Consider the following 25,830-nt stretch of genomic DNA (forward strand, 5'->3'; position numbering starts at 1 on the left):
TGCAGGCCGGCGGCGGCTTCGGCGGTCGGATCTTCACCGGGGCATTCGCCCGGCGGCAGTGCTCGACCGCAGTGCTCGACCGCTATCGGAATTCGCTCAAGGCAGGCCATTGCAACAGTGTTTGAGGAAGCCCGGGTGTTGCGCCAGGCGCTTGAAATACTCGTCCACCGCCGAATAGTCAGGGCGCTCGATGGGCGTCATCAGCCAGCGATTGACCGAGAGGCCGATGACAATGTCGGCCACGGTAAATTTCGCCCCGGCGACATAGGCTTTGGTGGTCGCGAGCTGATGTTCGAGAATGGCCATTTTCTGGTTCCAGCCGCGCACGCTGATGTCGATGCGATGTGCATCCTGGAACTCCGGATCCTTGCGCACCAGCGCCATGAACGCATAGCTCCAGGACGAATTGAGATCGGTGGCTTGCCAATCCATCCACTGCTCCACCCGCGCGCGGGCGGCAGGTTCGCTGGGTAGCAGCTCCGTGTGGTGATGCTGGTGTTTTGCGCTCAGGTAGCGGCAGATGGTGTTGGACTCCCACAGCACACCGGCCTCATCGATGATCACCGGTACCTGCGCGTTGGGGTTGTACCGGAGAAACTCAGGGCTGTGGGTCGAGGCAAAACCGCTGCCCCAATCCTCGCGTTCGTAGGAAAGGCCCAGTTCGTCGCAGGTCCACAGGACCTTTCTGACGTTGATCGACGAGGCTTTTCCCAGAATCTTCAGTGTGTGTTCCATGGAACGACTCCAACGAGAGTGGCGTATAGGCAAGTGTAGGAGCTACCGCAGGCTACGATCTTTTGATCTTGATTTTAGCCTCAGGTGCTCTCGCGCACTTTCAACTCGAACCCCATGTCCTGCACCGGCTTGGCCACGGTGTTGCCGGCCATCAGCGTCAGCATCTGCTCCGCCGCGCGCCGGCCGATGGCTTCGCGCGGGGTGTTGATGCTGCTCAGGCGCGGGACCATGTGTTCCGACATCGGCAAATCATTGAAGCCCAGAATTGCCACCTGTTCGGGGATCTTGATCCCGCAACGCATGGCCTCAAGCAGCGCGCCCTGGGCCAGGTCGTCGTTGCCGAAGAAGATCGCATCGACATCCGGATGACTTGCCAGCAGTTGCAGGAACAGTTCGCCGCCCAGTCCGACGGAGGAGGCGCGCGGGGTCAGCACTTCCAGAGCGGGGTCATACAGGCCGGCATTTTTCAGTGCCTTGCGAAAACCTTCACCGCGCAGCAGGGTGCGCTGGTCCAGCTGCGCGCCGATGTAGGCCAGGCGCTTGCGACCGCGCGAGAGCAAATGTTCGGCCGCCGTTTCGCCGGCCGCCAGTTGCGAGAAGCCGACGCAATTGAGCCCGGCCGCGCTGTCGAGCTCCATCATGTACACGCACGGGATGTTGCTGGCTTCGATCATCCGCCGCGAACTTTCCGTGCGGTCGAAACCGGTCAGCAGCAAGCCCCGGGGCTGATAGGCCATGTAGTTGCGCAGCAGGTTTTCTTCTTCGTCGCGCGAGTAATGGAAGTTGCCGATCAGCACTTCGAAGCCCTTGGGGCGCAACACCTGATGAATGGCTTCCAGGGTGTCGATGAACAGCAGGTTGGACAAGGACGGCACCAGCACCACCACCGAATGGCTCTGTGCCGAAGCCAGGGCACGGGCCGCGGGGTTGACCACGTAGTTGAGTTCCTGCGCGGCTTTCTGGACTTTTTCCACCAGTTCGGTGGCCACCGTGCTGACCCCGCGCAGGGCGCGGGAGGCGGTAATCGGACTGACACCGGCCAGGCGTGCCACTTCGTTCAGGGTGGGGCGGCCAGTGGTGCGTGTGTTTTTATCGTTTTTAGTTGGAGTCATCGACGGCTTGCCAAACAAAATTCAAGGCACTAAGGTAGCGCTGTCTCGATGCAGCTGCAAATGCGTGAGCGGGGGTTCGCCTGATCCTCGCTTTTTGGCGTTGGGAACACACATGCTGCAACCCACAAAATGACAAGAAAGGCGTCGGCAACTTCTGCTTTTGATCGAGCGTCATAGCTTGCAAAGGTAGCGCTGTCTGCGCGCTGAGGTGTTACATGAATCATCACATCACCGCCCTGGTCATCATGGGCGTTGCCGGTTGCGGCAAGACGTGCGTCAGCGAAGCCCTGTGCCAACTGAGCGGCGCCACTGCCATTGAAGGCGACTCTTTCCATCCTGCCGCCAATATCGAAAAGATGAGCGCGGGAATTCCCCTGAACGATCAAGACCGTGCCGGCTGGCTCGACAGCCTGTGCGATGAGCTGCGCCGCATCGATGCCCTGGGCCAGCGCCCGGTGCTGACCTGCTCGGCGCTCAAGCACGTTTATCGCGAACGCCTGCGCAGCGCCTTGCCGGGCCTGGGCTTCGTGTTCCTGGAACTGACCCCGGAAGTTGCTGCCGAACGCGTCTCCCATCGGCCAGGCCATTTCATGCCGGCAACCCTGATCGAAAGTCAGTTCGCCACCCTCGAGTCTCCCAAGGGTGAGCCACTGACACTGGCGCTCAATGCTTCTATCTACAGCGTTGAAGAACTGGCCGCGCAGGCCCACACCTGGTGGCAGGCCAACGGCCTGAAGCAGGCGGTATGAACGTGCTTTCAAAGACAGCGCTGTCCTCACGACTTCTGATTAACCCGCTTTAATAACAACAACAAACAGGAGACACCCCTAATGTTTGGCATGTCCCACGAGACGTTCCTGCTGCTCGACGCAGTGGTCACGGTGATCGGGCTTATCGTCCTGATCACCAAGTTCAAGTTCCACCCCTTCATTGCCCTGATCATCGCCGCCGCTTTCCTCGGGCTGACCTCCGGCATGCCGATCGGCACCATCATCAAGGCGTTCCAGGATGGCTTTGGCGGCGTGCTCGGTTTTGTCGGGATCATCCTTGCGCTGGGGACCATGCTTGGCAAAATGATGGCCGAGTCGGGCGGGGCGGACCAGATCGCCCAGACGTTGATCCGCGCTTTCGGCAAGGACAAGGTGCAGTGGGCGATGATGTTCGCGGCCTTCCTGGTGGGCATCCCGCTGTTCTTCGAAATCGGCTTCGTGCTGCTGATTCCACTGGTGTTCATCGTTGCCCGCCGCACGGGCGTGTCGATCATCAAGATCGGTATCCCGCTGCTGGCCGGCCTCTCCGCGGTGCACGGCCTGGTGCCACCGCACCCGGGTCCGTTGCTGGCCATCGGCGTGTTCGGTGCCGACATCGGTAAAACCATTCTGTATGGCCTGATCGTTGCGTTGCCGACGGCCATCATTGCCGGCCCGATCTTCGGTACCTTCATCGCCAAGCACATCCCCGGTCATCCGAACCAGGAGCTGGTGGACCAACTGGCCCGCGAATCGGACTCGGCCGAACTGCCGAGCTTCGGTATCACCCTGGTCACCGTGCTGCTGCCGGTGTTCCTGATGCTGCTGAAAACCTTTGCCGATGTGGTGCTGCCGGAAGGCAACTTCTTCCGCACCTTCATGGACCTGATCGGTCACCCGATCTCGGCGCTGTTGCTGTCGCTGCTGCTGTCGCTGTACACCTTCGGCTACAAGCAGGGCATTGGTTCCAACCAGATGCTCAAATGGCTGGACGCGAGCCTCGCGCCAACCGCCGCGATCATCCTGATCATCGGTGCAGGTGGCGGCTTCAAGCAGATGCTGGTGACCAGTGGCGTGGGTAATGTCATCGGCAACATGGCGGTGGCTGCGCAAATCTCGCCAATCCTCCTGGCATGGCTGGTGGCGGCGGTGATCCGCATCGCGACCGGTTCGGCGACCGTGGCGACCATTACCGGCGCGGGCATCGTGGTGCCGGTGGTGGGGATGATTCCAGGGGTTAACCGTGAACTGCTGGTACTGGCCACCGGTGCCGGTTCGTTGATCCTGTCTCACGTTAACGACGCCGGGTTCTGGCTGGTGAAGCAGTACTTCAACATGACCGTGGCAGAGACATTCAAGACCTGGACCGCGATGGAGACCATTCTGTCGGTGGTGGGCCTGGGCTTCATCCTGTTGCTGTCGTTGTTCGTCTAAGCGATTCGCCAGACACAAAAAAACCGCAGCGATGCGGTTTTTTTGTGGGTGATGATCTCAGGAGCGGACTTTGTGTCAGGCGTTGGTTTTGGTGACTAAACCATCCGCCCGGAACATCCCGCGAATCCCGCGTACGGCCTGGCGAATCCGGTCCTGGTTTTCGATCAGCGCGAAGCGCACGTGATCATCCCCATACTCACCAAAGCCGACACCCGGCGAGACGCAGACCTTGGCCTCGGCCAGCAGTTTCTTGGCGAACTCCAGCGAGCCCAGGTGCGCGTAGGCGTCAGGAATCTTGGCCCAGACGTACATCGACGCTTTCGGATTTTCCACCATCCAGCCCAGTTCATGCAGGCCTTTGACCAGCACGTTACGGCGCTGCCGATACTGCTCGGCGATGTCTTTCACGCATTGCTGATCGCCTTCCAGCGCCGCAATGGCCGCCACCTGCAGCGGGGTGAAGGTGCCGTAGTCGTGGTAGCTCTTGATCCGCGCCAGGGCATTGACCAGTTCCGGATTGCCGACCATGAAGCCAATGCGCCAGCCCGCCATGTTGTAGCTCTTGGACAGGGTGAAGAATTCGACGGCGATGTCCTTGGCGCCGGGCACCTGCATGATCGACGGGGCTTTCCAACCGTCGTAGACGATGTCGGCATAGGCCAGGTCATGCACCACCAGCACATCGTACTGCTTGGCGAGGGCGATCACCCGTTCGAAGAAATCCAGTTCCACGCACTGGGCGGTGGGGTTGGACGGGAAGCCGAGGATCATCATCTTCGGTTTCGGGATCGAACCGCGAATGGCCCGTTCCAGTTCAGCGAAGAAATCGACGCCCGGCACCAGTGGCACCGAACGCACCTGGGCGCCGGCAATCACGGCACCGTAGATATGGATCGGATAGCTCGGGTTGGGCACCAGCACGGTGTCGCCCTGGTCGAGGGTAGCCAGCATCAGGTGTGCCAGGCCTTCCTTGGAACCGATGGTGACAATGGCTTCGCTTTCCGGGTCGATGTCGACCTCGTAGCGCTCCTTGTACCAGTTGGAAATTGCCCGGCGCAGGCGCGGAATACCCTTGGACGTGGAGTAGCCATGGGTGTCTTCGCGCTGGGCGACGGTAACCAGTTTCTCGACGATGTGCGGCGGCGTGGCGCCGTCTGGGTTACCCATGCTCAAGTCGATGATGTCTTCGCCACGACGACGGGCGGCCATCTTCAGCTCGGCAGTGATGTTGAAAACGTAGGGGGGGAGTCGATCGATGCGCGCAAAGCGGCGCGGCGAACCTTGTTCGGCCATTGTTGCCTCGGATAACGTAAGCGCCCGGAACCGTCCGAGCGACGCAGGTCACTGCGGTGACCTGTGGCGGAATGTACGATCTGCTGTGGCAGACTGTCCAGCCTCAACGTAAACAAATTTTTCCGAAGGAAAGGATTGGATGGAACTTACCAGTGGCTTCTTGTTGAGCCTTTCACTGTGCCTGGACATCGGCGTCGCCAACATCGCGATGATCACCCTGGCGATGCAGCGCGGCTATTTTCAAGGCTTCGCCCTGGGCCTGGGCACTTGCGTCGGCGACCTGATCTACGCCGTGCTGGCGCTGGCCGGCATGACGGTTCTGCTGCAGTACGAAACCGTGCGCTGGGTGCTGTGGATCGGCGGTTCGGCGCTGCTGGTGTACTTCGCGGCGAAGATGATTTACTCGGCGATCCACCATGAGGCGCTGTTGGCCGAAACCGCTGAGGTCGGCCACAACTCCCATCGCAAGGAATTTTTCCGTGGGATTTTTCTCGCCATGTCCTCGCCCAGTGCCATTCTCTGGTTCGCCGCAGTAGGCGGCACGTTGATCGCTCGTTCCGGTGGTGGCGGGGCGCTCAGCTCGGCATTGTTCCTCGGTGGATTTCTCTGCGCCGGGTTGCTGTGGTCCGCCGGCCTGTGTTTCGCGGCAAGCCACGGCGGCAAGTTGCTCGGCGACAAACTGCTGCGCTATTCCTACCTGGCATCAGCGGCGATCTTCTGCTATTTCGCGGTGTACGTGATTTTATCGGGCTACAACGAGTTTGTCGGTTCAGGTGCCGTCGAGCAGTTGCACGCCCTGTAAGTGGGCGATTCGGGTTTGGCTTCTATACTCCCAGCCGAACCCACTTTTACCTTCCAGGAGTCGAGTCATGGATGAACAAACAAGCGTTGAAGTGATGGAATACCGCTTCGAACATGGACACTTCCTGCTGATTGCAGGGCTTGGCGGACAATTTACCCAGCAAACGGTAAAGGGCATTCCCGATCTCTGGGAAAAATTCAATCCCCACATCGGCAAGATTCCGGGGCAAAAAGGCGAAGTGACCTACGGCGTCTGCTGCAATTTCGACGGCAAGGGTGGCTTCGATTACATCGCCGGCGTCGAGATCACCAAGCTCGACGATCTGCCGGACACCTACCGCTGGGTAGAGATTCAGCCTCAGCAATATGTGGTATTCGAACACAAAGGCCCCCTGGAGACCTTGCCGCAGACTTTCCAGTACATCCATGGCACGTGGCTGCCGCAGTCCGGGCGCGAGCTGTTGAACGCCCCGGAATTCGAACGCTACAGCGAAGACTTCAACCCCAGGCTCAATACCGGCAAACTGGAACTCTGGCTGCCGCTCAAGGGCTGACCAGTGCAGCGGGAGACGGATCAGCCGATTCGTCTCTCGATGTCGCGCCGAGGCTGATTTATCATCCCTGGCCTTTCCCTCGCCGATTCCGAGCTGCCATGAACACCGTCATCCGCCACGTCACGCCTGCTGATCTGGACCGCTGCTACGCCATCGAAACCGTTGCCTATGAAGGCGATGAAGCCGCGACCCGCGAGAAAATCGCCACCCGCATCGCCACCTGGCCCGAGGGTTTCATCGTCGCTGAAGTGGACGGCGTGGTCGCCGGGTTCATCAATTCCGGCGCGGCGTTCCAGGTGGAAATGTCCGACGAGGCGTTCAAGGAACTGATCGGCCACGACCCGGCCGGCCCGCACGTGGTGATCATGTCGGTGGTCGTGCACCCGGACTATCAGGGGCAGGGCCTGGCGAAACGCTTGATGGGCGAGTTCATCGAACGCATGCGCGCGATGGGCAAGGTCAGCATCAACCTGATGTGCAAGGAACGGCATATTCCGTTGTATGCAGGCTTTGGTTTTGCCTACATCAAGCCATCGGCGTCCGACCATGGCGGGATGGCTTGGCATGAGATGATGCTCAATCTCTGATCTCGACGCAGATCCCCTGTGGGAGCGAGCAAGCTCGCTCCCACAGGGGGTTGGGGGGTTACATCAGAATCTTAGGCCCATCCGCCGCTCATAGCCGATCCGCCCCTTGTACGCCTCGCCGCTGTCGACAAATCCATACCTGGCATACAGCGCAATCGCCGATTCATTGTCCGCATCCACCGACAATTCCAGCCCCCTGATTTCGGGCCACGCCAGGCGCGCCACCTCGGGTAGGGCTTGCAGGCAAGCCTTGCCGTAGCCTTTGCCCTGAGCGCGCTGATCGACTTGCAACGCGTGCAGCGTGGCGCTGTGTTCGTCGGCCCAGGCGGGCAATACCGGTGGACGTTTGAGCAGCAGAAAGGCCACGGGCACCGCATCCGCCAGCAGGGCAAAGCCTTTGACGCCGGGGCCGGGCCTGGACAGCAGGGTGTGCAACGCACCATGAATATCGCCGCAAAACCTGATCTGTTGCGGATGCACTTCGATGGTCTCTACCTGCTGGCGCTGCAGCGCGTTCAGACTTTCGTAAGGCACGAGTCGGGCTGTCACTGGAGTGTCCTTTTTCCAACAGAAATGAGTTTCGGATTCTAGCGAGTTTGCGTACATGGATTATTTTTATTTCGACTGTCGATTGGGTGGATCACCGGACGACTAAGGGTGTCTTCCAATAAAAACCACGGAGAACCATCATGAGCGATACCCAAGAAATCCAGACCCTGATCGCCACCTATCGTGAGGCGGTCATCTCGAAGAACGTCGATAAAATCATGGCCCTGTACGCCGACGACATCGTCTCCTACGACGCCGTCAAGGCCCTGCAATTTCGCGGCAAGGCCGCCTACCGCGCACATTGGCTGGAGTGCATGGAAATGTGCCAGGGCCCGCACACGTTCGACTTCGACCACATGAACATCGTGGCCGATGAGCACATCGCCTTCGCCCATTGGCTGGCCCATTGCGGCGGCACCAACGAGCAGGGCGAAACCCAGGCCTGCTGGATGCGCGTGACCGCCTGCTATCGGCGCGAGGGCGGGCAATGGCTCATCGTTCACGAACACTGGTCGGCGCCGTTCGACATGATGAGCGGCACGACCTTGTTCAACCTGGAGCCCTGATCGTCGGTTCGCGGCGCTAAACCGCCCATCTGCAGCCATAGTTGTTCCGTTCAATCAGGAGAGTGCGATGAAGTATTTATGCCTGGTCTACAGCGAAGAGCACTTGCTGCATTCGCTGCCCGAGAGCCCCAAGGACGAGGAGTGCATGGCCTATGCCGAGGCGATCCAGGGCAGCGGCCGGATGGTCGCCGCCGAGGCGCTGGAATCGGTGCAGACCGCCACCACGGTGCGCATGCGCAATGGCAAGATGTCGATCACCGACGGTCCGTTCGCCGAAACCAAGGAGCAGTTGGCCGGCTTTTACCTGATCGATGCCAAGGACCTCAATGAAGCCCTTCAGGTCGCCGGGAATATTCCGGCCGCGCGGGTCGGCAGTGTCGAAGTGCGCCCCGTTCGGCAGTTGAATCCTTAAGATGCCGGAGCTGACGGTACAGGCCAGGGTCGAGCAGGTTTATCGCCAGGAGTCGCGACGCATTCTTGCGACCCTGATTCGCCTGCTCGGCGATTTCGACCTGGCCGAAGAAGCGTTGCACGAAGCGTTTTTCGTGGCGGTCGAACGCTGGCAGCAAGACGGCGTGCCAGACAATCCGCGCACCTGGCTGGTCTCCACCGGGCGGTTCAAGGCCATCGATGTGCTACGCCGGCGCGCACGTTTTGCCGCGTCCCGACCGCTGCTGGTCGCGCAACTGGAGGCATTGGAGCAGGCCGACTGGAGTGACGAAGACGTGGAAGACGATCGCCTGCGCCTGATCTTCACCTGTTGTCACCCGGCTCTGGCGCCTGACGCACAGGTGCCGTTGACGCTGCGCGAAGTCTGCGACCTGACCACGGAGGAAATCGCCCGGGCTTTTCTCTCGGCGCCGGCCACCATCGCCCAGCGCATCGTGCGCGCCAAGGCGAAAATTCGTGACGCGAAAATCCCCTATCAGGTGCCGTCCCTTGCAGAACTGCCCGAGCGCCTCGACAGCGTGCTGCGGGTGATTTACCTGGTGTTCAACGAAGGTTATTCGGCGTCCGTCGGCGCGCAAGTGACCCGCGAAGACTTGACCCGTGAAGCGATCCGCCTGGGGCGTTTGTTGATGGAGTTGTTGCCGGAGCCGGAGGTCATGGGCTTGCTGGCCCTGATGTTGTTGCACGAGTCCCGGCGCCTGGCCAGGACCTGCGTGGACGGCAACCTGATTTTGCTGGATGACCAGGACCGCACGCTGTGGGACGCGCAGATGATCGCCGAAGGCTGTGCACTGGTGGAGCGGGCATTGGGTAGCCGACGATTTGGTCCATATTGTCTGCAGGCGGCGATTGCGGCGGTGCACGCTGAAGCGCCGTCGATCGAGGAAACTGACTGGGTGCAGATCGTCGGGCTGTACGACGTATTGCTTCGGGCCTGGCCTTCGCCGGTGATCGAATTGAACCGGGCGGCGGCGATCTCCAGGCGCGATGGCCCGATGGCTGGGCTGACGCTGGTCGAGGCGATTCTGGCGCGTGGTGATCTGCTTGATTACCACCTGGCGCATTCGGCCCGGGCGGAGTTCTGTCGCCAGTTGGGAAGGGTGGAGCAGGCGCGGGCGGCCTACGAGCGGGCGCTGGAGTTGACGCAGCAAGCGCCGGAGCGGCGGTTTATTGAAGCTCGGCTCAAGGCATTGCAGTGAGGTGTGCTCGCTGGCCTCTTCGCGGGCAAGCCCGCTCCCACAGGGTTATGAGTCGACCATAAATGTTGTGTACAGCACTGATCACTGTGGGAGCGAGCTTGCTCGCGATGACGGCAGTAGCCACACCGCTATTCCAGCATCTTGCTCAGCAACCAGCTGCCCGCCGGCCCAGGCGGATGCAAGCGCGACCACAAGGCATCCACCGACACCGTTTTCGGCCAGCCTCGCACCTGCAGTTCCTGCAATGTCCCCGCGCCGAAACGCGCTACCAGCCAGCGTGGCAGCGGCGCCCAACCGAACCCGCCCTGGGCCATTTCCAGCAGCATCAGGTAACTCGGTGCCGACCAGACCCGCCCCTTGGCGCGGCTTTCATAAGGATTGACGATGGTCGCCAGGCGCAGTTCGCGATGCTGTCGCAGCGTGTCCTGGTCGATATTTTTCTGGTTGGCCAGCGGATGCTCGCGGGACACGAACAGAGCAAATTCCGTACGTTCCTCCACGGTCGAGCTGACCAGGTCAGGCGGGTAGCTGTCCTGTGTTTCGGCGAAGGCGACGTGGGCCCGACCGCGTTGCACCAGGGCCACCAGGTCATCGCATTCGGCGATTAGGCATTCGAGTTCCAGGTCTGGATAGCGCGGTTCGAATGCGCTGAGCGCAGCTTCGAAGCGGTCGGACTGGTAAGTGTCGGAAATCGCTACCGTCAGCTTCGGCTCGACGCCCTGGGACAGTTGGCTGGCGGTCATTTCCAGGCGGCTGGTGGCGGCCAGGATCTCTTCGGCCCGTTGCAGCATGACGTGCCCGGCGGGGGTCAGGCTGGGCTTGCGGCTGCTGCGGTCGAACAGCGTCAGGTTCAGATCGATTTCCAGGCTGGCCACCGCGGCGCTGATGGTCGACTGACTGCGGCCCAGCTTGCGCGCCGCCGCGGAAAACGAGCCTTGGGTCGCTGCCTGGACGAACGCCTGCAACACTTCCTGGGACGCCATGAACTATCGCCTTGATCGATGGTTATTGGTTATGAAGTATCGGTCTGAAGCTGGATGATGGCAACCATCGTCACTCAAGGAGTCAGGCCATGAGCGCCAATAAATCCATTACCGAACGTATTTTCCAGGCCATCGGTTTCGAACTGCTGGCCATCCTGATTTGTACGCCGTTGCTGGCGTGGATCATGGACAAACCGATGCTGGACATGGGCGCTGTCACGGTGGTCATTGCCGTATTGGCCCTGGCCTGGAACGTGGTCTTCAACGGCCTGTTCGACCGCGTGCTCAAGCGTTTGGCCATTGCGCACAACGCCTGGGTCCGCGTGGTGCACGCGCTGTTGTTCGAAGGCGGGTTGGTGGCGCTTGGCGTACCGTTGATTGCGTGGTGGCTGCAGGTCAGCCTGTGGCAAGCGTTCCTGCTGGATATTGGCGTGCTGCTGTTTTTCCTGCCGTACACCTATGTTTACCACTGGGTGTATGACGTGGTGCGCGAACGGTTGGTCATTCGCGCCACGTCCAGCGCGTAACCCGTAACCCGTAGGAGCCTGGCTTGCCGGCGAACCAGACGCTGCGGAGTACCTGCCGCACCGCGTTACCGTTCTTCGCGGGCAAGCCTCGCTCCTACAAGATTGAGATTTCAAAACAGTTGGGTGAACAGCCAATACAGACTGCCCGACAACAGGATCGCTGACGGCAAGGTCAGCACCCAGGCCATCTGCAGGTTGCCGATACTCAGCACTGCAAAGAACACCACGAGGGTGAGCACGCCGGGTTTGTTGTCCAATTGCGGTTTGGCGCTGCAGGCGGGCGCCGGGGCGGCGGTAAAGGAGGGGTGGCCATCCGGACATTCCTGAGGAGGGAAGGAGTGTCGCCCATGATCATTGCAAAATGTAACAGGGAGACTGCCCTGGATCAGGGGTTGGTTTTTTCCCGGCCGTTCGCACGCGGCATGGGCCAGGTTCAGGTGCAGCCAGAGAAATTGCTCGGTGTCCTGCGGGTGTTGCAGGTACTGCAAGGCCCTGGCCGAATCGATCTCCCGCCCGCGCTCGCCGGGGCGGAAACTGAAGCCGTAAAGCAGGCCGAACAGATCCGGATCGCGATGGCTGTGATCGATGCTGTGGTTCATGAGGGCTCGCATGGGAGGCGCCTGTCGCGTGTTTTACAGGTTCACGTGCGCCGCATCATTGCAAGTCTGGGTGACGGATTTGTGACTGCGGCCTGATCGGTCGCTCAGACGCAAAAAAGCCGCACGAGGGGGAAATCGTGCGGCTTTTTGCGGTGTTCATCAGTCGTCTTTTTTGTTTTTCAGGACTTCGCCGGTGGCGGCATTCAGGTCCACGTCCCATTCAACTTTGCTGGCATCGAGCAACTCGACTTCGTACTCGTAGATGTTGGCGTGGTTGTCCAGGTCGCTGTCGGTAATCGTGGCACCCGGGTGCAGCTTCATTACGATCTGGTTCAACTCTTCCAGCGGTTTGATCTTGCCATCCTTGACCAACTGAGGGATCTGGTCGACGGGCACGTCTTTGGCCTGGGCCAGGCCGGCGGTGAAGGTCAGGGCGGCAGCGGTGAACAGGGCAGTCAGGGTTTTCATGAGGTTCTTTCCTTGGGGGAGCCGTTTAAGTGGGATCAGATTAATTGTGGCAACTTAATTCACGCTTAAATTCCCTTGAACCGAATGATCAGTACCCGTTATTGCGCAGTACCTGCGCCACACTTGTCGCCGGGCGTTTGTAGAACTTGAGCAGTTCGCTGGCGCGGTTGGTGAAAATACCATCGACCCCGGCATCCATGACCTTCTGGAAGTCCACCGCCTCATCGATGGTATAGACGTGCACCAGCAGGCCCTGATCGTGGGTGTACTGGTTCATCCACGGTTGCACCAGATCGGCGTAGCTCTGATCGCCACCGTGGGTCAGTGCCGCAGACGGGCCGGTGCCGATCGCGCCCTGGGCCTTGGCGTAGTCGACCCAGCGCTGGAACTCGGCCTGGTCTTTCGGTTGCTGTTTGGCGTAGTAGGTGGCTTTGTCCTTGTCGCCGGATTCGGCAAAGGTCACTGTGGATTTTGGTTCGATGTTGCCTTCGCCGACCCACAGCAGCAGGATCTTCGGCACCTGCGGCATTTCCTTTTGCAACAGTTCGAGGCTGCTCTTCTCGAAGGTTTGCAGGACCACCTTGCCTTTGCCCTGGCCAACGCCCAGTGCGCTTTTGGCCAGCTTCGACCCTGCGGGGCTCAGCCAGCCGCGATCCTGGAGTTTTTCCTTGAGGTCGCGTTCGATGCCGGGGAACTGCTTTGGCTCCTTGGTCTCGATGTACAGGCCAGGCTTGTGCAGCGGATTGCCCTGGGCGATGTCGATGATTTCGTCGAGGGTGAGGATTTTCAGGCCGGCATACGCAGGCTGCGCGCGATCCGGGTAGGCCGCGTTGAACCAGCTGCCGGCATCCAGGGTTTTCAGCTCGGCCATGGTGAAGGCGTTGGCCGGGCTGTCCTTGCGCTCGGGGTACTTGCTGGCGACGTCGGTGGTGCGTTGCAGGTTATTGTCATGCAGGGCGAACAGCACGCCGTCCTTGCTGCGCTGCAGGTCCAGCTCCAGGTAATCGGCGCCCAGGTCACGGGCCAGTCGGTAGGCGGCAGCGGTGGACTCCGGTGCATCGAACGACGCGCCACGGTGGGCGATCACCGCCGGGTGAGGAATACCCACGCGGGTGGCCAGTGCGGCAGGGCCGGATTCGCTGGCGGCCTGGGCCTGGCCCAGGACAAGCAGCAAACTCAGGAGCAGGGCGCTTTGGGTGAAGGTGGCCGGCATGGTCGAGATCCTTTCGCGATGGGTTTTAAAGAGGTCTCTTTTAACAACTGAGCGTTGCCAGCGCTATCGCGAGACCGACATTAACGTGTTGAAAGCTGATGCTGGTCAGCGCTTTTGTGCGCTTGTCTGCATTATTCTTGGCCCAGGCAACTTCCCCGGCAGAGGGAAAACCATTCGCTGGCCACGCGTGTAAACCATCGATCACTTCTTGTGAGGTTTCCGTGCGCATCACTTCCCAGCTCATCTGCCAGGCCGCCGACCAGCTCCAGGGCTTCGTCGGTCTCAATCGCAAGACCGGCCACTACATCGTCCGCTTCAGCGAAGACGCGTTCGGCATGGATGTAGCTGACGACGGCATCATCCCCTCCAGCGAATTCGTCTGGGCTGCCGGCCCTGAGCAAACCATGACCCTCAAACGCGAGTTGATCCAGCTGTTACTGGATCAGAACATCGACGACCGAATCAACATTACTGAACCGCTGCGGGTATACATGAACAGACGGGAAGTGCCGGAGATTTCGGCGGTGAGGAGTTTGGTGCGGGGTTAGTGGGCTTTCTCGCTTTGGCTTTTGTTCTGACTTTTGATTTTCTTGCCCCATCGAGGCCGAGCGCGGCGGGCCCTGTAGGAGCGAGCTCGCGAAACACCTGAGAGCACCGCGGGGGGCCAGGCTCCCCCCGTCATCGTTGACCTCCATCGCGAGCAAGGTCGCTCCTACAGGTTTTGGGTGAACCCGTACGCCCGGTCAACCCGACATACCCGGGTATGACACTGCGCATACCAGGTCGAACGCCCACGCTCCCGAATCTCCCGATGTTCGGGATGCTGCTTCCACGCCAGGATCGCCTCTTCACTGATCCAGTACGACACCGTAATCCCCAGCCCGTCATTGCCCCGCGCCGACTCCACTCCGAGGAACCCAGGCTGCTCACGCGCCAGCTCCACCATCCGATCGGCAGCAGCGGCATACCCTTGGTCACCCCCGGTGCGCAGCGAAGTGAAGATCACCGCGTAATACGGTGCCGACGGCGTATCGGCGATCATGACGGCTGCTCCGCGCAGGCCTGGACCAGAGCGCGCACCAGCGGCGGCAGGGTGCCCTTGAGTGCAGCGCGCTCCGGTTGGAACAGCGTGGCGACATAGAACGGATGATCGCTGAGCTCGACCGCTCGCAAACTGTACCCGGCATCATGGCCGACAGCGTGAAGTGCGTGCTTGAGCAGTTCCCGTTCGAATTCCGGGTTCACGCCGTAGCGGCAGCGATAGCCCTCATGAATTTCCGAGGTTTCATAGGCCTTGGCGATCATCGAGTCTTCCAGCAAATGAATGGTGTCCACCGTCTCCACCAGTGAACATGCCAGAGGCGTAAGCAATGCCCGCGTTGCATCGGGTGCCGTCTCGCCATGCTCGGCATCCGACCAACCGAGCACGTTGCGCGCATATTCCAGCACGGCGTGTTGAAAGCCACCGCAGGTGCCGAGGAAAGGTCGCCGCTGTTCACGGGCAAAGCGGATCGCCCGCAACGCACCGTCCATGCTGCGATAAGGGCTGGCGGGCACACACCAGAAACCGTCGAACCCGCTGAGCGGCGTGTCGGCATGCAAGCTATCGGTGGCCAGCCACTGTCCTTGCACGTTTCGGCCACTGTGTTCGGCGGCCATGCCGAGCGCCACTGGGATGGCTTGGTGGGCGGTGACTTGCGTGTCGTGATCGCCGATCAGGGCGATGCGAATGACGCGGTTTTCCATGGGTGACCTCGGCGCTTGTCGATTCCTGGTAGCCACTATAGATTGGCGCTCACGCAATCAATATTGGCGTTTTCCCAAGTGATCAATGCAGCAACGCACTATCGACTGGACTACCCGGACTTGACCCTGGTTCTTGCAGTGGTGCGCGGTGGCTCTCTCGCCCGGGCCGCGCAGCTGATGAAGGTGGATGTCTCGACGGCATTTCGTGCCGTGCGTCGACTGGAGGCCGCACTGGGGCAACCGTTGTTCGAAAAAAACCGCGCTGGCTACCTGCCCACCACCCTGGCGCAGGCCCTGGCGAAACAGGCCGAGCGTGCCGAACAGGCATTGGAGGCGGCGAGGGTCGGCGTGGAGCAGGGCGGTGAAGTGGTCAGCGGCACCGTACGCCTGACCTGCACCGATTCGGTCCTGCAAGGTTTGCTGTTGCCGGCACTGGCCCGGTTCATGCCGAACTATCCGGCGTTGACCCTTGAGCTCAGCACGTCCAACGACTTTGCCAACCTCAGCCGCCGCGATGCCGACATCGCCCTGCGCCTGACCCGTGCACCACCGGAGCATCTGGTGGGGCGACGTCTGGCGGGGATTTCCTACCGAGTGTGTGCCAGTGCCGGTTATCTGCAATCGGTCGATGCGACCGATCTGGCGTCACTGACCTGGATCGCCCCCGACGACTTTTTGCCTGATCATCCGACAGTGGCCTGGCGCCGCCAGGCATTGCCGGGGGTGATGCCGGGTTATCGCTGCAACAGCATGCTGTCGGTCACCGAGCTGGTGCGGGCGGGGTTGGGCGTGGCCGCGTTGCCGGACTTCCTGATCGGTGACCGATTGCAGCCGCTGGGCGAGCCGTTGCATGGCTACGACACCGCGCTGTGGTTGCTGACCCGCCCGGATTGTCGCGCCTTGCGCTCGGTGGTGACGCTGTTTGACGAGTTGGGGCGGGCGCTGAAGTTGCCGTGAGGCCGATCAGGCCTTTGGCTGGTCCTTGCGCACGAAGTGCTGATGCATTTCCGTGGTCAGGTTTTCGATGCGCTCGGTGAGGGCCTTGGTCATTTCCGTGAGGCGGGTGTTTTGCTCCAGCAGCTCCAGCAGTTGCGCGGTATTTTTTGCCGCTTCTGCCTGCCGTTCACTGTTGGCGATCGCCAGCGCTTCGCGATGTTGCGCATCGGCATCGGACTGGGCTTTGTCCCGCGCGGCCTGACGGGTCTGGGCCAACAGGATCAAGGGTGCGGCATAGGCCGATTGCAAGCTGAAAGCCAGATTGAGCAGGATGAACGGGTAGACATCGAAGTGGGTGAAACCGGAGACGTTGAGGCACACCCAGATCACCACGATCAGCGTTTGCGCACCCAGAAAAGTCGGTGTGCCGAAGAACCGCGCAAAGGCCTCGGCACGCAGCGCAAACTTGTCATTGCCAAAGGTTGGCGCCAGATGGGCATGAGCGCGATGGAACCGCAGGTGATCGACGGGGGCGGGGGCTTCGTTGCTCGAGGGGGTCATGATGCTCTCTGCAGGGCGCTGGGACTGAGATTCACTATAGCCTCAGCGCGAGTTTCATTCTGAAACACATTGCCCCGTTCGACGCCGCCGTCGAGATTGTCAATTATTGCAATTGATAGCAGGCCAGAAACATGTCTAGCGCCGACTCCACCACGGTGCCCTGCATTTCGGCCGACAAAGCCGGCAACCCCATGGAAATCTGCGGCCAGAATGCAAAGGACTTGAGCATGCCATGGAGCTGTTGCGCAGCAAATTCCGGAGCGACCGCTTTCAAGCGTCCATCGGCCTGAGCCGCACGAATCCATACGGTCAGGTTTTCTTCGCGCTCACCCATTCGGGCCACCATGCTTTGAGCTCGCTCGGGAGAATGGATAGTGGCGGCTATGGCCACCCGCGCCAGATCGAGCAGATTCTCATCGCTCAACATCTGCAGCTTGGCTGTCAGCAGGTGACGCATCTGGTCACGCAAGGGCAGGTCAGGGCGATAGGGCGCTTGCTGTTCCGCCGTGACCCGGACCCACAACTGATTGAGGATTTCGGCGAACAATTCTTCCTTGCTGGGGAAGTGGTTGTACACCGTGCGCTTGGACACACCGGCGGTGGCGGCAATCTTGTCCATGCTGGTGATGTCGAATCCATTGGCTCGGAATTCGACGATCGCCGCCTGAATGATGGCTTCGCGTTTACGGTCGGTGAGGCGCTGTGGAGCTGTCATAAATACGCTTCGGCAGGGAAAAAGGAAAATTACACTCAGCAGTTTACTTGTGAACGGCTTTGATGCAACCTTGAAACTACACTGTGCAGTGTAATGTTTTGTTAATCCTGCCCGGTAAGAATAGAGCGTTCGGCTGATGCGTGCGTGCCTTGGCCATTTATCGTCCCAAAACGGAAACCCGTGAAGCGTGCGTTTTTTCTGGAGTCATTTCCCCATGGCCAAATCAACTCCCCCGACGAACAGGGCCTCCAGGCCTGAAGCTTCCCGACAGGTTCAAGGACAGTTTCAAAACCATCGGCCGATACAGCGTTTGAGCCTTGGCAAAACCCTGCGCATCCTCTGGAACGCGATGTTTCACAAACCGCACAACACCCGCCCGGCGGCGCCTGTGCCGGTGCAAGCGCTGACGCAAGCGGCGTTGATGGCAGCGCCCAACCACAGCATCTATCGCCTGGGCCATTCCACACTACTGCTCAAACTGCGGGACAGATTCTGGATCACCGACCCGGTGTTCGCCGAGCGCGCTTCGCCCGTGCAATGGGCCGGCCCCAAGCGTTTTCACCAACCACCGATCAGCCTCGACCAATTACCGCCGATTGAAGCGGTGATCCTGTCTCACGATCACTACGACCACCTGGACTATCAGGCGGTGCTCAAACTTGCCGACAAGGCCAGGTACTTCCTCACCCCGCTGGGCGTGGGCGACACCCTGATCAAGTGGGGTATCGACGCCAGCAAAATCCGCCAGCTGGACTGGTGGCAGGGCACCGAGGTCGAGGGCATCGAGTTCGTCGCCACCCCCTCGCAGCACTTTTCCGGTCGCGGCCTGTTCGACGGCAACAGCACGCTCTGGGCCTCGTGGGTGATGATCGATGGCGATACGCGGATCTTCTTCAGTGGCGACAGCGGCTACTTCGACGGCTTCAAACGCATCGGCGAACAATACGGCCCTTTCGACCTGACCCTCATGGAAACCGGCGCCTACAACGTCGACTGGCCCCATGTGCACATGCAGCCTGAGCAAACCCTGCAAGCTCACCTCGACCTCAAGGGGCGCTGGCTGCTACCGATTCACAACGGCACCTTCGATTTGTCGACGCATGCCTGGTACGAACCCTTCGACCGCATCCTGGCCCTGGCTTGGGAGCGCAATGTCTCGATCACCACGCCACGGATGGGCGAGGCATTCAACGTAATCGCTGCGCAGCGTGGCACTGCGTGGTGGTATGAAGTCGAAGAGCAGGTCTACGAGAATCAACAAAGCCTCGGGTAAAGCGACTACAGCACGAGGGGAGTTTTCCTATGTGATCCGGGGGCAAGGGATGACGGACTTGTCCGGCCGAATCTGTAGGCTGGGTAGCGAGTGAACTCATTCACTCGCTACCATAAGGATGTCATTCACATGGATGTAAAGATGAAAGGCTGCATGACGCGGCTGGCCCAGATTGTTCTGCTTTCGATCGCAAGCTACGCCAATGCGCAACCCTTGGAATACTTGAGTGTCGATGAAATCACCAAGCAAATGCAGCGCGGCGAACTGAGTGCCGAAGCGCTGGTGCAACACCTGCAACAACGCATTGAAAGTCTCGATAAAAACGGACCAACGATCAATGCGATCATTGAACTGAACCCCGATGCACTGGAGATTGCCAGGTCGCTGGATCGGGAGCGCGAAGGCGGGCATGTTCGCGGCCCCCTGCACGGTATTGCCGTGTTGTTGAAAGACAACATCGATACCTCTGACCAGATGCAGACCAGCGCGGGATCATTGGCCATGATCGGGCAGCCCGCCGCCAGTGATGCCTTTATCGTGCAACGGCTAAGGGCGGCTGGCGCGATCATTCTGGGCAAGACCAACCTCAGCGAGTGGGCAAATTTCCGTGACTCCGCGCTTCCCGACGGCTGGAGTGGCCGAGGCGGGCAAACCAGGAATCCGCATCTGTTAAGCCAGACGCCCTGCGGTTCGAGTTCAGGTTCCGGCGCGGCAGTGGCCGCAGGTTTTGCACCCTTGAGCGTGGGGACGGAAACCGTCGGCTCAATTGCCTGTCCGGCATCGCTCAACGGCGTGGTGGGGCTCAAGCCCACAGTAGGTTTGCTGAGTCGCAGTGGCATTGTTCCGGTGACGCACAAACTCGACACCCCGGGGCCGATGGCTCGCACCGTTCGCGACGCGGCAATACTGCTCAATGCCATGACGGCTCATGACGCTGCCGATCCGGTCAGCAAACCGAGCGCGCTCGATGGCGTGGACTACACGGCCTTGTTGAATCCTGGTTCTTTGGTGGGGCGGCGCCTCGGTTATCCCCTCAAGTTCGATTTGAGTGGTGAGGCAGCGCAGAGCGATCCACAGTTTTCCCGCGCATTGGAAGTCATGCAGGCCGCCGGCGCAACGTTGATTCCCATCGAACTCAAGGACCCGCAGTCAGCCCAAGTGGACGAAGCCCTGTCGATGGGAATCAAGCGACACCTGCCTGAATACCTCGCGAAACGGACCGGCCTGGCCATCCAGAGCCTGGAAGAACTGGTGAGTTTCAACCAACAAACCCCAGGCGGCGAAGGCCATGGGCAAAGCGCCTTGATCGCGGCCAACAATGTGGCGTTTGACGAGCGCGCCTACGAGGAACTGTGGCAGACAATCCAGCGTGAAAACGCTGCTGTCATCGATGACGTCCTGGCGCGGCATCAACTGGATGCCGTGGTGCTGGATGTCGGCTCCCCGGGGTTGAACGTCGTTCCACTGGCTGGCTATCCCAGCCTCATGGTGCCCACTGGAGCGGACGAAGAAGGGTTGCCCACCTCTGCATTGTTCTTCGGTGCACGCTGGAGCGAAGCCAGTCTCCTGGCATTGGCTTATGGCTATGAACAAGCCTCCCATGCGCGGCCCACGCCAGCATTCAGGCCGTAGTTTCTCATCAGTGCAAGTCGGGGTCGTAGCTCAAGTAGTGAAGTTGCGACTTCACTCAACCATCGCAAAATCCGCCCGCCCCACCGGGTTCGGCGTAGCGCCTTGCACGTTCATCCCTCTACCCGGTGCAAACCCCGGGAAGAACACCAGCCCCTCCGATTCAAGCCGATACGCCAATGCCAGGCGAGTGACATCCAGCACCTCCTGCCGTGCCTCGAAACGCTCAATGGCCTGCACCGAAACCCCGGCTTCGCGGGATAACGCTTCCACGCTCCAGCCCAACATTGCTCGGGCCTGGGCGCAGTGGGCCGGGGTAAACTGGAAGAGGGCGATACGTTCCAGGGTGATTTTCATCGCTTGAGAGGCCATGGGGTTCTCCGGGCTCGAGAGTGTTGAATTCAAATGTACTGTGTTTTTGTACAGTTGTTTTCGGTCCGGATCAAACGCATTTTTCGATTTTTGCTATTTCCTACCCCTTGGCCAGACGGAAGGTCACTGCCTGCGTGCAGGGTATTACTCGTCCTCCAACCCCGGCGCCTCCCGCACGATAAAATGATCCAGATTCTCAATGTTGGCGCTGAACACCCCGAACGTCTGCTCGGGTTTTTTCTTGCTGGGCACCTGCTGCAACGTAGGCTGGACGCCATAAAAGAAGCAATACAATGGCCGCCCGCCCTCGATGGCGTGCTTGATCTCCTGCAGGAACGCCTTGCGTTTGCGATAGCTGTCGATCAGCTTCTTGCTCAGGTAAACGTTGACCGGGTACGGCTTCTTCTCGAACCAGACTTTCTTCTCGAAATCGATGCGAAAGCTCTGCGTGTAATCCTTGATCTGCTTGATCTTGCCCCAGTAAATCAGCCCCTGGTTGTCTTGCAGGTACTCGATCTTCTTGAAAAACGCGGCATAGGTAGCCGTGTGCTCGCCAATCTTCAGCGGCATGCGCTTGAGCAGCGCCTTGTCCTCGAAGTTCGACACGAAGCATTCCACCGGATGGGCGAAGACACGGGTCTTGTCCGGCGTCGACTCGCGGCTGGGCTGCTCGACGCTGCTGACCGTCGAAGCCGCTGCTGGCGTATCTCTTTGCAGATCGGCAGCCCCGGCCGGGTGTGACGGCTTGCGCCCATACTCACGCCGATTCAGCAGCAGTTCCGAGGGGAAATGTTCTTCGCGACTGTCGTCCGTTTCCTCGCCGTCCGCCTCCACAGCCGAATCAGGGGTCTTCAGGCTTAAATAAGGACAGCCCGCGACATGCCGCGTGCTGGGCAGATTCTTGAAGTGCGGCGTGCGCACGTAGTTCACGTTCTTGGCGTTGAACGTGCCCAACGCGTTCGTCCCATCGAACGCCAGGCGACAGGCATCGTTGGGGCACTGGAAATGTTCCTTCGCGGAATCGAACGCCATCGTCTCGTCGAAATTCAGGTCGCGCACGTCGTAGATTGACAGTTTTTCATCGAGGCCGAGGCAATAGGCGAGGTCGAATTTCATTGTGTTACCACTGTGCGCGATGTGAACCCAATTCAGACGCCGCAAGCGTCCACTGCAGCGGCGTCCCGGTGATCTTTAGCGGTACGTGCAAGCGATGCGCCGGGCCCCATGGGGTTTGCTCGACCAGCATCCCCTGATCGTGTTCATCTTCGGCCCGCAACGGCTGGTCGCTGCCGGGACCGTTGTCGATCAACAGCTTTGCCGTACGCGCCAACGACAACCGCGCCGAGCCACCTTGTCCGTTGTTCAAGCGTGCTGCCAACAACCTGATCGCACTGGCCGCCATCAAGTACCCGGTGGCGTGATCGAGCGCTTGCAGTGGCAAGGGCGTCGGTTTGTCCGCATGCATGAGGTGCATACCCGCGTCAGCGATGCCGCTGCTCATCTGCACCAGGCTGTCGAAGCCGCGACGGTTCTGCCACGGGCCACTCCAGCCGTAGGCGTTGAGGCAAACGTCGATCAGGCCAGGGATCCGTTGCTGGCGTTCGGCGGCACCATAGCCTAGGCGCTCCAGGGCATCGGCGCGGTAACCATGGAGCACGATGTCAGCGTCCTTGAGCAGGTTTTCGAATACCGCTCGATCGGTTTTATCGTGCAGGTCCAGGCGTGCACAACGCTTGCCCAGCGTCATCTCCGGCACCACGCCCGGCTCGTTCCAGGTGGGTGGGTCGATGCGCAGTACATCAGCGCCCAGGCCCGCGAGAAAGCGGCTGGCGACGGGACCGGCGAGCACGCGGGTCAAGTCCAGTACCTTGATCCCGGCCAGTGGTTGCGCCACCGAACCTTGCCAGGGCGTGCTGTGGCGGTTGTTGCCGGCGGTGAACTGAATCAGCGGTTCGGCGTTGACCGCAAGCCCTTGCGGATGGACCAGCCACTGTTCCCGGCTGCGCATTTCGGCGGCGCAGCCACCGGCATCGACCACGGCCTGCTCCAGATCGCCCTTGGCCCATTGCGCCACTTTGCTTGCCACCGCCTTACGGTCGACGCAAGCGCCCAGCACGGATTCAACGGCGGCGCGGTGATGGGGCGCATTGGTGTGCAGGCGGATCCAGCCATCCTTGGCAGCGTAGTCACCGGCGATCGGGTCCCACAGCGGCGGTACGCTCCAGCCTAGCGGGCGGATCGAACCGGAAAACCAGAAGGAGGCCAGGCGCCGGTCGACTTCGAGGCCGGGCAAACGCCCGGTTTGCTGGTGCAGCAATTGGCTGACAGCCTGGCCGGCGGCGGCGATGCTGGCGCACGCCAGGTCGGTGACGGCGAACACCGAGGGCAGGGCGCCGCTGGAGGTGAACGCGATTGGGGTGTGCGGCATGCCGAGTTCGGCTTGAATGGACGTGAGTAAATCAGTCATCGAAGGGCCCTCCGGAGCGAGAGCCCGAGCATAAATCAAAAACCGGTCACACCCGGAACTGATCCATCAGTTTCATCTGCTGGGTGGTCAGGGCATTGAGCTGGCTGCTGATCTGCGCTGATTCGGTGGCTTGTCCGGTGAGGGTTTCGGTGACGGTACGGATGGCCGAAACGTTGCGGTTGACCTCTTCGGCCACGGCGCTTTGCTGTTCGGCGGCGCTGGCGATCTGCAGGTTCATGTCGCTGATCACGGTGACCGCGTCGCTGATTTTGCCCAAGGCCTGGACCGCTTGCTGGATCTGCCCGGCGTTGCTGTGGGCCTGGGTCTGGCTCGAGTGCATGGTGGCGACCACGCCGCGGGTGCCGCTCTGGATGCGTTCGATCACTTGGCGAATTTCTTCCACCGAGTCCTGGGTGCGTTTGGCCAGGTTGCGCACTTCGTCGGCGACCACCGCAAAACCGCGACCGCTCTCGCCGGCACGGGCGGCCTCAATCGCCGCGTTGAGCGCCAGCAGGTTGGTCTGTTCGGCGATGCTGCGGATGACTTCCAATACCGAACCGATCTGCTCGCTGTTGACCGCCAATGCCTCGACTTCAGTCACGGCCTTGCTGACTTCGTCGGCCAGTTGATTGATGTCGCGGGTGCTGCGCTCGATGATCTGCATGCCATCGCGGGCCGACTGATCGGCACCCTTGGCCGCGCTGGCGGCGTTCGACGCGCTGTTGGCGACGTCATGGGCGGTGGCGCTCATTTCATTGGACGCGGTGGCGACCTGGTCGATTTCGCGAAATTGCACCTGCATGCCTTCGCTGGTCTGGCGGGCGATTTCCGAAGACTGGTCGGCGGTACCGCGCGCATCGGTAATGCTCTGCTTGATCTGCGCGATGGTCGGCTGCAGCTTGTCGAGGAAACCATTGAACCAGCTGACCAGTTCGCCCAGTTCATCGCGCTTGCCGTAGTGCAGGCGCTGGGTCAGGTCGCCGTCACCGCTGGCAATCGCCTTGAGCATCTGGGCCACGCTGTTGATCGGCCGAGTCACGCCAGACGCGGTCAGCCACATCAGCAGCAGGCCGATCATGCCGGCAATGATCGCCACGCCCACCGCTTTGATCGTGCCGCTTTGCTGGGCGTCATCGAGTACCGTTTGCAGCTTCACCGAGTCGGCCAGCAACACTTGCTTGGGCAGGTCGATCACCACGGCCCACGCCTTGGCGTCGGCAATCGGACTGACCGGGTACACCGCCCGAATCAGGTCGCCCTGTTGGAGAATCTTCGGCGCACCGCTGGCGAGCAATTGCAGGATGTCCTTGCCGTCCGCACCCAGGGTGTCACCGATGCTCTTGCCCACCTTCGTCGGGTCGACGCTGTACGCCGCCATCACACCGGTGCCGGAAACGATCAGCATGTGGCCGGCGTTGTTGAACAACTCACGCTGGGAGTCGACCGCCGCCGCTTGCAGCGCGTCGAGGGCGATGTCGATACCCACCACGCCGATGGACTTGCCATCCACCAGCAGCGGCACGGAAATGGTGGTCATCAACACTTCCTTGCCGCCGACAGTATCGGCGTATGGGTCGAGCAGGCAGGTGCGCTTGCTGTCCCGAGGGCAGGTGTACCAGACGTTGTAGGGCGTGCCGCTGAGGTTCAGGGTGGTTTTGGTCATGTCCTCTTCGACCATGATCGTGTTCAACGCTTCACCCCCGGCACGGCTCCAATAGGTCGCGAAGCGGCCGATTTCGTTGGATTGGCGGGCGGCGTCACTGACGAACTCGCTGTCCTTGCCATCCAGGCCGTTGGGTTCGAACGCCAGCCAGATGCCCAGCACTTTGCCGTTGCGTTCGAAGGCGGTTTTCAGGCTCTGGTTCAACTCTTCACGCAGGGCGCCGGGCTCAAGCGAGCGCTTGGCGGCCATGTTGCGCAGGTCCTTGATCTGGTCCGCCAGGGCGGTCACCACCGTCAGGGTTTCACCGAACGTCTTCTGCACCCGCACCCCTTGCTCGGCGGCTTTGGCCTGGAGCAGGTTCTGCACACTGTCGGTAAGCAGTTTGCTGCTGGAAGTGCTGACCAGTTCATCGTTCTGATTGGTCTGATAGAGGTTCATGCCCACTATCGAGGCGACCACGCCAAGCAGGCACAGACCGGACAACAGGACGATTTTCAGGCGGATGGACAGAGAGTCGAACATAGGGCGAACTCGCGAATGGATGAGGGGCGGCTGTGAGCCATTGCGGCTCGACACGCCAAATCCATTTAGCGCCATTCAATGCACATCGGCCTGGGGCACAGATTGCATGAGAAGGCTGCCGACGAAC

28 protein-coding genes and 3 pseudogenes are annotated in these 25,830 nt (G+C 60.7%); 13 read left to right on the forward strand and 18 right to left on the reverse strand.

Annotated features, from left to right (window positions below; translation table 11 throughout):
- Window positions 1-96: 96 nt before the first annotated feature.
- On the reverse strand, window positions 97-735 hold the full coding sequence (locus ACIO0C_RS24790; RefSeq protein WP_180203207.1) for a glutathione S-transferase family protein: 639 nt from the start codon (window positions 733-735) through the stop codon (window positions 97-99).
- 80 nt (window positions 736-815) lie between these two features.
- Window positions 816-1,847, reverse strand: coding sequence for a LacI family DNA-binding transcriptional regulator (locus tag ACIO0C_RS24795; protein ID WP_401315927.1), 1,032 nt, complete (start codon window positions 1,845-1,847; stop codon window positions 816-818).
- A gap of 215 nt (window positions 1,848-2,062) precedes the next feature.
- Here ACIO0C_RS24795 and ACIO0C_RS24800 point away from each other — a divergent pair, with 215 nt between their 5' ends.
- Together ACIO0C_RS24800 and ACIO0C_RS24805 are read left to right on the forward strand one after the other, a co-directional pair.
- Window positions 2,063-2,596, forward strand: coding sequence for a gluconokinase (locus ACIO0C_RS24800; protein ID WP_401315930.1), 534 nt, complete (start codon window positions 2,063-2,065; stop codon window positions 2,594-2,596).
- A gap of 81 nt (window positions 2,597-2,677) precedes the next feature.
- Window positions 2,678-4,030 (forward strand): GntP family permease, encoded by a 1,353-nt coding sequence (locus ACIO0C_RS24805; RefSeq protein WP_401315931.1) that lies wholly within the window; start codon window positions 2,678-2,680, stop codon window positions 4,028-4,030.
- Between the two features lie 75 nt (window positions 4,031-4,105).
- On the opposite strand, the gene alaC is transcribed toward ACIO0C_RS24805, so the two are convergent.
- The gene (gene alaC / locus ACIO0C_RS24810) at window positions 4,106-5,323 is read right to left on the reverse strand and encodes an alanine transaminase (protein ID WP_401315933.1); all 1,218 of its coding nucleotides are present in this window, start codon (window positions 5,321-5,323) and stop codon (window positions 4,106-4,108) included.
- Window positions 5,324-5,462: 139 nt separating this feature from the next.
- Between alaC and ACIO0C_RS24815 the strand changes: the two genes are divergently transcribed.
- From ACIO0C_RS24815 to ACIO0C_RS24825, 3 genes are all read left to right on the forward strand, one after another.
- Window positions 5,463-6,125: a LysE family translocator gene (locus ACIO0C_RS24815; protein ID WP_401315936.1), complete on the forward strand. Its 663-nt coding sequence runs from the start codon at window positions 5,463-5,465 to the stop codon at window positions 6,123-6,125.
- A gap of 67 nt (window positions 6,126-6,192) precedes the next feature.
- Window positions 6,193-6,678: a GyrI-like domain-containing protein gene (locus tag ACIO0C_RS24820; RefSeq protein WP_401315938.1), complete on the forward strand. Its 486-nt coding sequence runs from the start codon at window positions 6,193-6,195 to the stop codon at window positions 6,676-6,678.
- Between the two features lie 98 nt (window positions 6,679-6,776).
- Window positions 6,777-7,265 carry a GNAT family N-acetyltransferase gene (locus ACIO0C_RS24825; protein ID WP_401315940.1) on the forward strand — a complete coding sequence of 163 codons (489 nt, stop codon included), beginning with the start codon at window positions 6,777-6,779 and terminating at the stop codon, window positions 7,263-7,265.
- Between the two features lie 63 nt (window positions 7,266-7,328).
- Here ACIO0C_RS24825 and ACIO0C_RS24830 read toward each other — a convergent pair whose 3' ends face one another.
- Window positions 7,329-7,814, reverse strand: a complete 486-nt coding sequence (locus ACIO0C_RS24830) for a GNAT family N-acetyltransferase (protein ID WP_401315942.1) — start codon at window positions 7,812-7,814, stop codon at window positions 7,329-7,331.
- 140 nt (window positions 7,815-7,954) lie between these two features.
- On the opposite strand from ACIO0C_RS24830, the gene ACIO0C_RS24835 reads away from it, so the two are divergent.
- The 3 genes from ACIO0C_RS24835 to ACIO0C_RS24845 all read left to right on the forward strand — a co-directional run bounded on the left by ACIO0C_RS24835 (window position 7,955) and on the right by ACIO0C_RS24845 (window position 10,029).
- Window positions 7,955-8,380 (forward strand): YybH family protein, encoded by a 426-nt coding sequence (locus ACIO0C_RS24835; RefSeq protein WP_401315945.1) that lies wholly within the window; start codon window positions 7,955-7,957, stop codon window positions 8,378-8,380.
- 67 nt (window positions 8,381-8,447) lie between these two features.
- Window positions 8,448-8,792: a YciI family protein gene (locus ACIO0C_RS24840; protein ID WP_008060756.1), complete on the forward strand. Its 345-nt coding sequence runs from the start codon at window positions 8,448-8,450 to the stop codon at window positions 8,790-8,792.
- Window position 8,793: 1 nt separating this feature from the next.
- A complete protein-coding gene (locus ACIO0C_RS24845) occupies window positions 8,794-10,029 on the forward strand; it encodes an RNA polymerase sigma factor (protein ID WP_401315946.1) in 1,236 nt (411 codons plus the stop codon).
- A gap of 128 nt (window positions 10,030-10,157) precedes the next feature.
- Here ACIO0C_RS24845 and ACIO0C_RS24850 read toward each other — a convergent pair whose 3' ends face one another.
- Window positions 10,158-11,012, reverse strand: a complete 855-nt coding sequence (locus ACIO0C_RS24850; RefSeq protein WP_401315948.1) for a LysR family transcriptional regulator — start codon at window positions 11,010-11,012, stop codon at window positions 10,158-10,160.
- A gap of 89 nt (window positions 11,013-11,101) precedes the next feature.
- Between ACIO0C_RS24850 and ACIO0C_RS24855 the strand changes: the two genes are divergently transcribed.
- A complete protein-coding gene (locus tag ACIO0C_RS24855) occupies window positions 11,102-11,539 on the forward strand; it encodes a multidrug/biocide efflux PACE transporter (protein ID WP_401315951.1) in 438 nt (145 codons plus the stop codon).
- Between the two features lie 110 nt (window positions 11,540-11,649).
- On the opposite strand, the pseudogene ACIO0C_RS24860 reads toward ACIO0C_RS24855, so the two are convergent.
- The 4 genes and pseudogenes from ACIO0C_RS24860 to ACIO0C_RS24875 all read right to left on the reverse strand — a co-directional run.
- Window positions 11,650-11,745 (reverse strand): annotated as a pseudogene (locus ACIO0C_RS24860) (hypothetical protein); the annotation flags it as partial.
- A gap of 201 nt (window positions 11,746-11,946) precedes the next feature.
- Window positions 11,947-12,138, reverse strand: a pseudogene (locus tag ACIO0C_RS24865) (magnesium transporter CorA); the annotation flags it as partial.
- Between the two features lie 159 nt (window positions 12,139-12,297).
- Window positions 12,298-12,606, reverse strand: a complete 309-nt coding sequence (locus ACIO0C_RS24870) for a PepSY domain-containing protein (RefSeq protein ID WP_401315953.1) — start codon at window positions 12,604-12,606, stop codon at window positions 12,298-12,300.
- Window positions 12,607-12,694: 88 nt separating this feature from the next.
- Complete coding sequence (locus ACIO0C_RS24875; protein WP_401315956.1) at window positions 12,695-13,819, reverse strand: glycerophosphodiester phosphodiesterase; 1,125 nt, start codon at window positions 13,817-13,819, stop codon at window positions 12,695-12,697.
- A gap of 221 nt (window positions 13,820-14,040) precedes the next feature.
- Here ACIO0C_RS24875 and ACIO0C_RS24880 point away from each other — a divergent pair, with 221 nt between their 5' ends.
- Window positions 14,041-14,367, forward strand: coding sequence for a DUF2025 family protein (locus ACIO0C_RS24880; protein WP_401315958.1), 327 nt, complete (start codon window positions 14,041-14,043; stop codon window positions 14,365-14,367).
- A gap of 164 nt (window positions 14,368-14,531) precedes the next feature.
- Here ACIO0C_RS24880 and ACIO0C_RS24885 read toward each other — a convergent pair whose 3' ends face one another.
- On the reverse strand, window positions 14,532-14,861 hold the full coding sequence (locus ACIO0C_RS24885; protein WP_401315960.1) for an antibiotic biosynthesis monooxygenase family protein: 330 nt from the start codon (window positions 14,859-14,861) through the stop codon (window positions 14,532-14,534).
- Window positions 14,858-15,565 carry a CTP synthase gene (locus ACIO0C_RS24890; RefSeq protein ID WP_401315964.1) on the reverse strand — a complete coding sequence of 236 codons (708 nt, stop codon included), beginning with the start codon at window positions 15,563-15,565 and terminating at the stop codon, window positions 14,858-14,860. Before ACIO0C_RS24890 ends, ACIO0C_RS24885 begins: the two co-directional genes overlap by 4 nt.
- A gap of 15 nt (window positions 15,566-15,580) precedes the next feature.
- Here ACIO0C_RS24890 and ACIO0C_RS24895 point away from each other — a divergent pair, with 15 nt between their 5' ends.
- On the forward strand, window positions 15,581-16,522 hold the full coding sequence (locus tag ACIO0C_RS24895) for a LysR family transcriptional regulator (RefSeq protein ID WP_401315967.1): 942 nt from the start codon (window positions 15,581-15,583) through the stop codon (window positions 16,520-16,522).
- A 6-nt stretch (window positions 16,523-16,528) separates the two neighbouring features.
- On the opposite strand, the gene ACIO0C_RS24900 is transcribed toward ACIO0C_RS24895, so the two are convergent.
- Both ACIO0C_RS24900 and ACIO0C_RS24905 read right to left on the reverse strand, forming a co-directional pair.
- Window positions 16,529-17,062 carry a DUF1003 domain-containing protein gene (locus ACIO0C_RS24900; protein WP_401315969.1) on the reverse strand — a complete coding sequence of 178 codons (534 nt, stop codon included), beginning with the start codon at window positions 17,060-17,062 and terminating at the stop codon, window positions 16,529-16,531.
- Window positions 17,063-17,165: 103 nt separating this feature from the next.
- The gene (locus tag ACIO0C_RS24905) at window positions 17,166-17,777 is read right to left on the reverse strand and encodes a TetR/AcrR family transcriptional regulator (protein WP_401315971.1); all 612 of its coding nucleotides are present in this window, start codon (window positions 17,775-17,777) and stop codon (window positions 17,166-17,168) included.
- Window positions 17,778-17,991: 214 nt separating this feature from the next.
- Between ACIO0C_RS24905 and ACIO0C_RS24910 the strand changes: the two genes are divergently transcribed.
- The gene (locus ACIO0C_RS24910) at window positions 17,992-19,050 is read left to right on the forward strand and encodes an MBL fold metallo-hydrolase (RefSeq protein ID WP_401315974.1); all 1,059 of its coding nucleotides are present in this window, start codon (window positions 17,992-17,994) and stop codon (window positions 19,048-19,050) included.
- A 129-nt stretch (window positions 19,051-19,179) separates the two neighbouring features.
- Window positions 19,180-20,682, forward strand: coding sequence for an amidase family protein (locus ACIO0C_RS24915; protein WP_401315977.1), 1,503 nt, complete (start codon window positions 19,180-19,182; stop codon window positions 20,680-20,682).
- A 51-nt stretch (window positions 20,683-20,733) separates the two neighbouring features.
- Here ACIO0C_RS24915 and ACIO0C_RS24920 read toward each other — a convergent pair whose 3' ends face one another.
- The 5 genes and pseudogenes from ACIO0C_RS24920 to ACIO0C_RS24940 form a co-directional block, all read right to left on the reverse strand.
- The gene (locus tag ACIO0C_RS24920; RefSeq protein WP_401315980.1) at window positions 20,734-21,051 is read right to left on the reverse strand and encodes a helix-turn-helix domain-containing protein; all 318 of its coding nucleotides are present in this window, start codon (window positions 21,049-21,051) and stop codon (window positions 20,734-20,736) included.
- Between the two features lie 144 nt (window positions 21,052-21,195).
- Window positions 21,196-22,167 (reverse strand): hypothetical protein, encoded by a 972-nt coding sequence (locus ACIO0C_RS24925; RefSeq protein WP_401315982.1) that lies wholly within the window; start codon window positions 22,165-22,167, stop codon window positions 21,196-21,198.
- A 4-nt stretch (window positions 22,168-22,171) separates the two neighbouring features.
- Window positions 22,172-23,518: a CoA transferase gene (locus ACIO0C_RS24930; RefSeq protein ID WP_401315985.1), complete on the reverse strand. Its 1,347-nt coding sequence runs from the start codon at window positions 23,516-23,518 to the stop codon at window positions 22,172-22,174.
- A 46-nt stretch (window positions 23,519-23,564) separates the two neighbouring features.
- Window positions 23,565-24,320 (reverse strand): methyl-accepting chemotaxis protein, encoded by a 756-nt coding sequence (locus ACIO0C_RS24935; protein WP_401316044.1) that lies wholly within the window; start codon window positions 24,318-24,320, stop codon window positions 23,565-23,567.
- Window positions 24,321-24,470: 150 nt separating this feature from the next.
- Window positions 24,471-25,778, reverse strand: a pseudogene (locus ACIO0C_RS24940) (chemotaxis protein); the annotation flags it as partial.
- Window positions 25,779-25,830 lie beyond the last annotated feature (52 nt).

The organism is Pseudomonas sp. NPDC087336, from assembly GCF_044744285.1.
Lineage (GTDB): Bacteria > Pseudomonadota > Gammaproteobacteria > Pseudomonadales > Pseudomonadaceae > Aquipseudomonas.